We start from the raw sequence: 6,712 nt of genomic DNA on the forward strand, positions 1-6,712 counted from the left end.
GTCGCCCGCGTTCATCCAGCTCTTCGACCAGACTTCGATACTTAGACCGAAGCCAGCACACAATGGTCTCGTCTCTCATCCCTGCTCTTGTGCAGAGGCTCTCCACTCCGGTCAATCACTATTGCGGTAAGTTGTTTCCTGCCACCGCCTTACTGTGCGCTCCCTCTAGAAAAAGTATGTTTCAGGGCTGAAGAACGGCTCTCGCCAGAACGTAAGGTGGTATGACACTGTGAGTTCTACAGAATCTCGGTCGTTTTCCCGAACTTTTCGCTTTGCTCCTTTTTCTCTTGATCTTGGTAACGCAAGCCTGGAGAAAGATGGGGAGTCGCTGGTTTTGACGCCGCGTGCGTTTGCGCTGCTCAGGCATTTGGTCGAACGCTCCCCTGGATTGGTGACGAAAGAAGAATTGCTTGATGTGGTATGGGAAGGGGCGATCGTTGGCGACGCAGTGATTCGCGTGTGTATGGGAGAAGTGCGCAAAGTCCTTGGCGACAATCCAGATGCACCGCGTTACATCGAGACTGTGCATCGCAAGGGATACCGCTTTATCGCGGACGTCACTAGTAGTCAGCGGTCAGTCGGCAGTAGTGAAGAACCGGCCAGTATGCAAGGTCCGGCGGCTGAGGTCAAAGATGCTCACTCCGTTTCCCGCCCTCAACAACTCGCAATCGCGGCAGGTGACCTGCTGACCCTTGCCCATGAACAAGAGTTTGAGCTGTGGAAAGCCACAGGGGCGGTCACGCAAGGGTGGGCACTGGCGCGTACAGGGGAGAGTGAAAAAGGGCAGACCTTCATTACCGATGCGATGGAGTCGTTACGTATCATCGGCTTGGAGATTGCACGGTCATATTACGAACTGGTACTGGCTGATATTCAGGGGCGGGTAGGGAAGAGAGCCGAGGCGCTTGCGGCACTCGCGAAAGCCCACGACGTCATGCAGATGAGTGGTGAGCGGTTTTGTGAAGCCGAGTTGTATCGCATACGCGGCGAGCTCATGCTTGCCGGGATCACAAAAGAGAGGAGTCAAGAGGCGCCAGTCCAGAGTCAAAAGGTCCGAATTGGCACGGATTTCCCGTCGTTAAGATCCGCGTGTTCGCCATGCCCGCGCAGGCGGGCATCCAGGAGCTTCACCTCTGAACGATTGCGTATTCCCCCTGGATTCCCGCATTCGCGGGAATGACGTCTCGTCTTTTCTCAGCGTAAAAGCCTACCCCTAAATGAGGGCACGCATGGGGAAGACCAGCACAGCGCTGGTCTTAGGACATCGACCCCGCCGCTTGCGAGGTCCTATTTTTACAAGAAAATTGAGCCGGTCTCACATTTGCTTTTCTCTGCGGCGAAGCGCAAACTAGCTTTGATGGCGTAAGAAAAATATCACGCTGGGTGTGGAAACTGTTCGTGATGTCTACATCGGGCAGTGAGGATGGGGGTGGTGGTGATGAGAAGCATGGAGAGATCCGTACGCATGACAGATCGAGACCCAACACAAAACCGAGGTGATTACTACACGTTGATTGTGAGCGTGGCGGTCGTGTGTTTCTGTGTGTTTGCCAGCACGACGCTGTTCCGCGAGCCGATTACACAATTTTTTGTTGCGATCGAGAAGACGATTGCCAACCTGGGAGCGCGATAACGATACCGTTGATTCTCGCTTCTCTTTGTTGGCAGTCCCAATAAGGAGGGCAGTGCATACTGCCCTTCATGAACTCACCGTCCCTTAAATTGAGGGGGCCGTTTTTGCTCGAATGCGGCAAGTCCTTCTTTTACATCTTCTGACGCCATGTGCAGATCGAAAGCAAGGAGTTCAAGCCGCAATGCAGTATCAGCGGTTTGATTGAGGCCATCATCAACCAGATATTTCATCTTCTCTAAGCCCACAGGGCTCTTGTTCGCCAGCTTACCGACGACTTTCTCCACTGCGTTCATCAACTCATTGTCTGGAACGACTTCATTGACCAGTCCATAGGAGATCAACTCTCGTGCAGGGAAGAACTCGCCTGTGTACATCAGATACTTCGCACGGGTAGGGCCAACCTTGCGCGGCAAACGTACAGAGCTGCCTCCCCCAGGAATCAGTCCGAAGTTGGCGTGCGCATCTCCCAGCTTGGCACTTTCTGCCGCAATGACCAGGTCACAACAGAGTGTGAGTTCAAGTCCGCCAGCTAAGGCGAGACCGTTCACGGCAGCGATGGTGGGGCGAGGGAAGCGCTCAACGCGATTGAGAACGGTATAGACCGCCTGGAGAAAGTCCTGCAGTGCACGTGGATTGCCACCGCTCGATTCTCGGATGAACTTGAGGTCTGCGCCAGCACTGAAGGCGCGTCCAGCGCCAGTAAAGACCACCACACGAATCTCAGGATGTTTCTGAAAATCATCCAATGCCGCGTCGATCCCTGCCAAGACTCCAGGGGTAAGCGCGTTCATTGCCGTTGGGCGGTTCAGGGTGACCCATCCCGCATTATTGCGAATTTCAAACAGCACAACTTGTTCTGCCATTGTTGCCTCCTCCCAGTCTAAATCGGACCATGAAAGATTGGCGCACGCGCGCTGTCACCCCGAGTGAAACGAAGGGTCTCTCTGAGAGATTCTTCGCTGCGCTCAGAATGGTACGATTTGGCGTCTGGAGTGTAAAGTGTACGAATGTTCTCAGGTCTGATTTCGCTCTCACTCTCATCTCGCGCTCTTGAATCGTGGTAACGGGATACCCGTGCTCGACTCCTCCCACACTAACGTTACCGTCATGCCGACGTGAATCTCCTCGGGCGTGGCATCAATGATGTTACTCACTAAGCGGACATGATCGAACTCCGGAAAATCGACAATCACGACATTGTAAGGGGTGAGTGACGCCACGCCTGGATGGACGGGATGATGAACAATTGTGAAGCTAAAAACGATGCCAGTGTCTGGGGCAAGGAGCCACTCGTGCTCAAACGAATGGCAGGCAGAGCACATTGGCCCTGGCGGATGGCGAAAACGATGACACGCGGCGCAGCGCTGAAAGCGTAATTCGCGTCGTCGGCAATGGTCCCAAAAGGTGCGGTCAACATCTGTTGGTTGTGGTCCAGAAACTTCAGCGGGAAAATAACTCATGCTTAGACTCCTAGCAGGGCAGCGCTTAGCGGACTTCCGCTCAAACCTGCGGTGACCAGACATACCTCTGCATCTTTGACTTGCGACGTCGACTCTCCGCGCAGTTGTCGTACGCCTTCGACCGCGAGGTTAAGGCCGTGGATGTACGCTTCCGAGAGGTGGCCACCAGATGTATTGAGGGGAAAGCGACCGTGGGGCCAGCGTAGATTTCCGACTGCAGCGAACGGGCCAGCCTCTCCACGTCCGCAAAAGCCGAAGTTTTCCAGCGTCATCAACACCAGACCAGTAAAATGATCGTAGATCTGTAAGACATCCACGTCCTGTGGCGTGATGCCCGCCCGTCCAAAAAGGTCTCTGGCCAGTGTTTTCCCATTCCCAGCCCCGTATTCGTCGATCGGCATGTTGTGTGAACCGAGTGCGCCGTCATACCAACCAGGATTTCCTCCCTGTGATGCAGCGAGAATACGAACAGGTTTCTTGTTCAGCGCCCGCGCACGTTCGAGAGTCGTGACAATTAGTGCACATGCACCGTCGTTCTCCTGACAACAGTCAAAGAGCCGCAGCGGTGAGGCGATAATGCGGGCATTCAGATAGTCTTCGAGCGTTAATGGACGACCATGCATGACAGCACGGGGGTTGCGTTGCGCATTGTCTCGACAGACTAAGGACACTTCAGCAAAATGTTCAGGCTTGGCACCATATTCGTGAATGTAGCGCTGAATCAACGGTGCGATCATAATCGGCGGCGAGAACATACCGAACGGAGCCGCAAAATTGAGGTGGGGGAGTTCGTTGTAGCCACCAGCTTGGCCATATCGATGGCCAGGGCCCTGACACAGTGAGCGAAACACCGCCACATACTGCGCATGTCCACTCTCGACCGCAGAGGCGGCATGTGCGAGCGCACCACAGGCGCCGGAACCGCCACCACCCCACACCATTGAGGTGAATTTGAGGTCTGGCAGACCGAGTGCATGCTGCATCAACCAGGGCATGCTGCTGTCATTGGAAAAAGAAGCAAGGCCGTCGATTGCGTTACTGTCCACACCTGCATCGTGAGCCGCCTTTATGACTGCTTCGCACGCCAGGCTCCATTCGCCACGGTCGCCCATCCGTCCCCATTTGGTGTACTGCGTCTCACCAACACCGACGATGCACGCTTGCTGCGCTGCATGAGCCATACTTTTTTGTTCCTTCGTTTTGGCAGTTACCGCGGGGTTTCGCTGAGCAGCGTAGCCACTGCCTGTTCGACAACCGTACCCTTAAAGAAATGTGGATTAGCGCTGGTGACGAACTGAACGGGGTTAACGAAAACAAAGCGGCGGAAGTCTTCGTCGTTCATGAGGCCTTTTTCGACCGCCTCATATGCCTCAGCCGCAGCCTCGCGCATATCGGGGAGGTCCCAGTGGCCGAGATCGGAGCCGTAGATCGCATTCAAGCGGACTCCCATGGCATGGTGCTTGGTATCAAACGCTGAGGCGGTAATGCGATCATCACCTTCGCAGCCAAAGTAAAAATGAGGGACGAACAAGTCGCGGACATCCTCTTTGCGTTCGATTCGACAGGGGGCAAATTCGTCCAAGTGGTTTTCTTTCTTCTCTTCATAGGCGCCCCACAGTAAGTGAGAGCGATCTCCTTTGTTCGCGAGCTTCTCCGCAAAGCGAGGGCCGCCGTACTGCGCAAAGAGGTCATACATGAGCTTTTCGTCCAGGTTGGCCGGGTCGAAATGCTCAAGGAAATTCACATTGTGCTTTTCCCAATGACCGACGAGGTCATTGTACAAGACACTGGCCCATCCGACGCCACCTTCAAGAAAAGCGCAGCGCAGTTGCGGGAACCGACGCGTGACTCCACCAAAGAAGAGCGCTTTACAGAGCGCTTCGCCGGACGCGGCGAAGTGGCCGATGTGGTTATACATGAAGTTGGAGATTGAGGTGCGGCTTCCCCAGCCAACTCCGATCGAATGGAAGGTCGGCGCGACTTTCAGTTCGATACATTTCTTCCACACTGGATCATAGTCATACTCACTGTCCATGCAAAATGTATCGAGCCAAAACGTATACCGTCGCAGCTCAGGGGGGACCTCAGCAGCGGCTTTGATGGGACGGCGCACGTGGGCAGCGAGGAGCGGCACCTTCATGCCAAGGACGCCGATGGCATATTCCAACTCTTCGATCGCTTCTTGCGGTGTGTGCATAGGAATGACCGCAACTGGGCTCATGCGATCGCTACACTCGCGAAACATGTCAGATTGATACTTGTTGTAAGCGCGGCACGCGACCCGACGTAATTCATCGTCACTCATGTGGAGTGCAGCCATTCCCATACTGGGATACATGATGGAGAAGTCGAGGCCGGTTTCGTCCATGCGTTCACGCATGAGTTTGGGTAACGAACTTGACGCCCGATCGAGCGTGTTCTTGGTAGGATGGACCCACCAGTGTGCCCGCGGCATGCGACGATCGCGACGTTCTTGCCAGGTCATGTTGTACCACTGGAAAAAGAAAGGAACGTCTGGGGCTTTTTTGAAGCGTGCGGAAAAATCACTGCCACCGACCTCACGCATATAATCGAACCAGATCGGCTCAAATTCGGCGATGTGTCCGTCTGAGTCGATAATGGGATGAGAAAGATGCGAGCGGATAGCCGTGGACTTAGATGGTTGAGAGTTCTTGAATGCCATAACGTCTCCCCCCTTACCGGATATAGAGCTTCGGACCTGCAGATTCAGCCCATGCTAAACCAGATAGCGCAAGAGGCTCGGGTGAATACCGCGTAGTGAGGTGAACAAATCGCTTCTCTGTGCAACACTGACGTATCTCTCGGGGCAAAATGTCACTTTATGTGGCGTAACTATAAGTGTTGTTTTGTATGTTTTCTTTCTCGCTAGGGTCTTCCCCGGATTAAAGTGTCACTAAGACTAATTGGTGACGGTTGAGTTCAAGGTACAATTCGTCCAACTGCATTTTGCTATCGGCAACGAATGTAACAGTAAGTGAGAGGTATTTATTTGCGGCGCTCAGACGTCGTGTGATATTCTCTCTTTGTGCATTGGAGACGTGCTTCTGAATGATGGTAAACACTTCACTCTCCAACTCAAGTACATTCCGACCGATGACCTTGAGCGGAAAGACACAGGGAAATTCGAGTAACGTTTCATGTACGGGTGGCATGCAGTTAGGCATACACCCAAGGTCAGGAGGGACTCAAGGGCGGCGTTCGCGTTACCTCTTCTGTCGTATTGCACCGGACAGGCGTACCAGTCGTTCGTACACGAACTCCCCATGTGGGTATGATGTCTTGCCTAGGCCATGGAGCAGTACTCTTACAACGTCCAACCCTAAAGGAGAAATCGCGTTCGCGTTTACTTTTCCCTCAGATATATGATGTAGAAAAATTTTACACTGTCGGAAAATTTTACAGTTATATAAACAGGACTTACGCTTTGGACCTTAACAAGCCGTGACATGAGGGTTTTGTAGTTCAGCGCGAAGGTAATGACTAAACAAACTCTCCCGCACGGCATACAGGGTCTGGCCCAGTTCTTGAGCTTTCACTTTCAAGGATACCCACGCATGATAACAACATGCTAAGTGATTGCGCTGTGCCCGCGCCGCCC

The 6,712-nt window shown here is 53.6% G+C and carries 6 protein-coding genes; 1 reads left to right on the forward strand and 5 read right to left on the reverse strand.

The annotated features are described in order from the left end of the window. The first annotated feature begins 187 nt into the window (after nt 1-187). Nucleotides 188-1,180 carry a transcriptional regulator gene (locus FJ147_26275; protein MBM4259393.1) on the forward strand — a complete coding sequence of 331 codons (993 nt, stop codon included), beginning with the start codon at nt 188-190 and terminating at the stop codon, nt 1,178-1,180. 527 nt (nt 1,181-1,707) lie between these two features. On the opposite strand, the gene FJ147_26280 is transcribed toward FJ147_26275, so the two are convergent. The 5 genes from FJ147_26280 to FJ147_26300 all read right to left on the reverse strand — a co-directional run bounded on the left by FJ147_26280 (nt 1,708) and on the right by FJ147_26300 (nt 6,278). Then, nucleotides 1,708-2,496 (reverse strand): enoyl-CoA hydratase/isomerase family protein, encoded by a 789-nt coding sequence (locus FJ147_26280; protein ID MBM4259394.1) that lies wholly within the window; start codon nt 2,494-2,496, stop codon nt 1,708-1,710. A gap of 174 nt (nt 2,497-2,670) precedes the next feature. Further along, nucleotides 2,671-3,156 (reverse strand): hypothetical protein, encoded by a 486-nt coding sequence (locus FJ147_26285; GenBank protein ID MBM4259395.1) that lies wholly within the window; start codon nt 3,154-3,156, stop codon nt 2,671-2,673. Further along, nucleotides 3,096-4,274: a hypothetical protein gene (locus tag FJ147_26290; protein MBM4259396.1), complete on the reverse strand. Its 1,179-nt coding sequence runs from the start codon at nt 4,272-4,274 to the stop codon at nt 3,096-3,098. The genes FJ147_26285 and FJ147_26290 overlap by 61 nt, the downstream gene beginning before the upstream one ends. Nucleotides 4,275-4,300: 26 nt before the next feature. Further along, nucleotides 4,301-5,776 carry an amidohydrolase gene (locus tag FJ147_26295; protein ID MBM4259397.1) on the reverse strand — a complete coding sequence of 492 codons (1,476 nt, stop codon included), beginning with the start codon at nt 5,774-5,776 and terminating at the stop codon, nt 4,301-4,303. A gap of 220 nt (nt 5,777-5,996) precedes the next feature. Then, the gene (locus tag FJ147_26300) at nt 5,997-6,278 is read right to left on the reverse strand and encodes a DUF493 domain-containing protein (protein MBM4259398.1); all 282 of its coding nucleotides are present in this window, start codon (nt 6,276-6,278) and stop codon (nt 5,997-5,999) included. Nucleotides 6,279-6,712: the final 434 nt, after the last annotated feature.

Source organism: Deltaproteobacteria bacterium, from assembly GCA_016874775.1.
Classification (GTDB): domain Bacteria; phylum Desulfobacterota; class Binatia; order Bin18; family Bin18; genus VGTJ01.

Bases quoted from the DNA above. Each gene is read 5' to 3' on its own strand.
- FJ147_26300 (MBM4259398.1), bottom strand. From the start codon at position 6,278: ATGCCTAACTGCATGCCACCCGTACATGAAACGTTACTCGAATTTCCC.
- FJ147_26280 (MBM4259394.1), bottom strand. From the start codon at position 2,496: ATGGCAGAACAAGTTGTGCTGTTTGAAATTCGCAATAATGCGGGATGG.
- FJ147_26295 (MBM4259397.1), bottom strand. From the start codon at position 5,776: ATGGCATTCAAGAACTCTCAACCATCTAAGTCCACGGCTATCCGCTCG.
- FJ147_26290 (MBM4259396.1), bottom strand. From the start codon at position 4,274: ATGGCTCATGCAGCGCAGCAAGCGTGCATCGTCGGTGTTGGTGAGACG.
- FJ147_26285 (MBM4259395.1), bottom strand. From the start codon at position 3,156: ATGTCTGGTCACCGCAGGTTTGAGCGGAAGTCCGCTAAGCGCTGCCCT.